Consider the following 299-nt stretch of genomic DNA (forward strand, 5'->3'; position numbering starts at 1 on the left):
AATATCCAGCCAGCAGTGGACATTTACGCCAATGTGCGTGGGCGCGACCTGGGCGCGGTGGCCAGCGAAATCCAGCAGTTGATCCGCCAGAGCGAGGCCGGGCTGCCCAAGGGCAGCAAGATCAGCCCTGTCTCTTATACACATCTGACGCTGCCGACGAACAGTAAGATGTGGGGGGGGGGGGGGGGGGGGGGGGGGTGGGGGGGGGGGGGGGGGGGGGGGGGGGGGGGGGGGGGGGGGGGGGGGGGGGGGGGGGGGGGGGGGGGGGGGGGGGGGGGGGGGGGGGGGGGGGGGGGGGG

At 76.3% G+C, this 299-nt stretch carries 1 protein-coding gene; it reads left to right on the forward strand.

The genetic code is table 11. From position 1 onward, the window contains the following. The coding region (locus tag JHD62_RS22100) for a hypothetical protein (RefSeq protein ID WP_199104668.1) at nucleotides 1-299 on the forward strand (299 nt) is incomplete at both ends.

The sequence above is a fragment of the Aquitalea sp. ASV11 genome (genome assembly GCF_016429185.1).
Classification (GTDB): Bacteria; Pseudomonadota; Gammaproteobacteria; order Burkholderiales; family Chromobacteriaceae; genus Aquitalea; species Aquitalea pelogenes.